General features: G+C 66.1%; 1 protein-coding gene. It reads right to left on the bottom strand.

Going from position 1 to position 1,220, the window contains the following annotated elements; translation table 11 throughout:
- Positions 1 to 1,220 (bottom strand): MMPL family transporter (locus AWC14_RS13465; protein WP_158089905.1); only part of this gene is annotated, 1,220 nt, incomplete at both ends.

Raw genomic sequence — 1,220 nt, 5'->3', positions numbered from 1 at the left:
AGCACGCCGACGCGGATGTTGGTGCCGGATTCCTCGCGTAGCCGTGAGACGAGCAGCATGTTGTAGTCGGCGCCGACCGCGACGAGGATGATGAACGCGAGAAGCGGTACGGGCCAGGCGATTTCGTGGCCAAGCAGGTATTGGAAGACTAGGACGCCGATGCCCAGGGAGGCGAGGTAGTTGAGCACGACGGTGCCCAGCAGGTAGATCGGGGCCAGCACGGCACGCAGCAGCAGCACGAGGATGAGGCCGACGATCACGATGGTGGCGATGGCGAGTTGGGCGAAGTCGGCCCATAGTAGGCGTGCGATGTCGGAGTTGACGGCAGGGAATCCGGCCACTGACACGGTGGCGTGGGCTAGGGCGGTGTTGGGGCGGGCGGCGTTGGCGACGTCGGTGACCGTGTGGGCGAGGTTCATCGCGTCGACGGTGTAGGGGTCGTGGCTGGATTCGATGGCGAAGCGGGCGGTCTTGCCGTCGGGGGACAGGAATTGCTTGGCGACATCGGCGAATTGGCGGTTTTCGAAGGTGTTGGGAGGTAGGTAGAAGCCGCTGGAGGAATCTGAATCTGCGCTGGCGCGGGCGGAGTTCTGTAGTTGGGTGGCGATCTTACTCATGCCTGAGAGCAATTCGAGGTTGCTGTCGACGAGGGTGTGCACGCCGGTGGCCAGGGCTTGGGCGCCGGAGGCCAGTTGGCTGATGCCGTCTTGGAGCCGTCCGATGTTGCCGGCCAGGTCGGCCGGGTCCCCGAGGGCTCCGAATGCTTTGTCCAAGGCGGTGACGGCGTTTCGGATGTCGGCGAGGGTTTCGGCGACCGTGGCGCCGGTGGCGGGATTGTAGCGGTCGCCGAGGTCGGCGACCTGGCTGAAGAAGCCACTGTTGCGCAGGGTCACCAAGACCTGGACCTGGTCGCGGATCTGGGCGCATTGGGGTGTGGTGGCACACCACGGAGCGGTGTTGAGGGCACCGACGAGCGGATCAAGGATGGCGATCGCGTTGGCGGCTTGGTCGGCCCATGGCCGCAGTCCCGGCCCGGACTGGATGGCCTGGTCGACCGCGGGTGCGGTGGCCGAAAGTTGCTGCAGCAGGGGCCGGAACTGCTGCATTTGTGTGCCGGCGGATTGGGCTTGGCTCAAGATCCCACTCAGCGGGGCCAGGGCGGTGCGCAGGGTGGTGTCGAGTTGGGCCAACCCGGCGGCCAGTTGGTCGGCGCCGTTGGT

Origin of the sequence: Mycobacterium kyorinense (assembly GCF_002101735.1) — a bacterium.
In the GTDB taxonomy this organism is placed as follows: Bacteria; Actinomycetota; Actinomycetes; order Mycobacteriales; family Mycobacteriaceae; genus Mycobacterium; species Mycobacterium kyorinense.
This window is presented reverse-complemented; position numbering and strand designations above follow the sequence as displayed.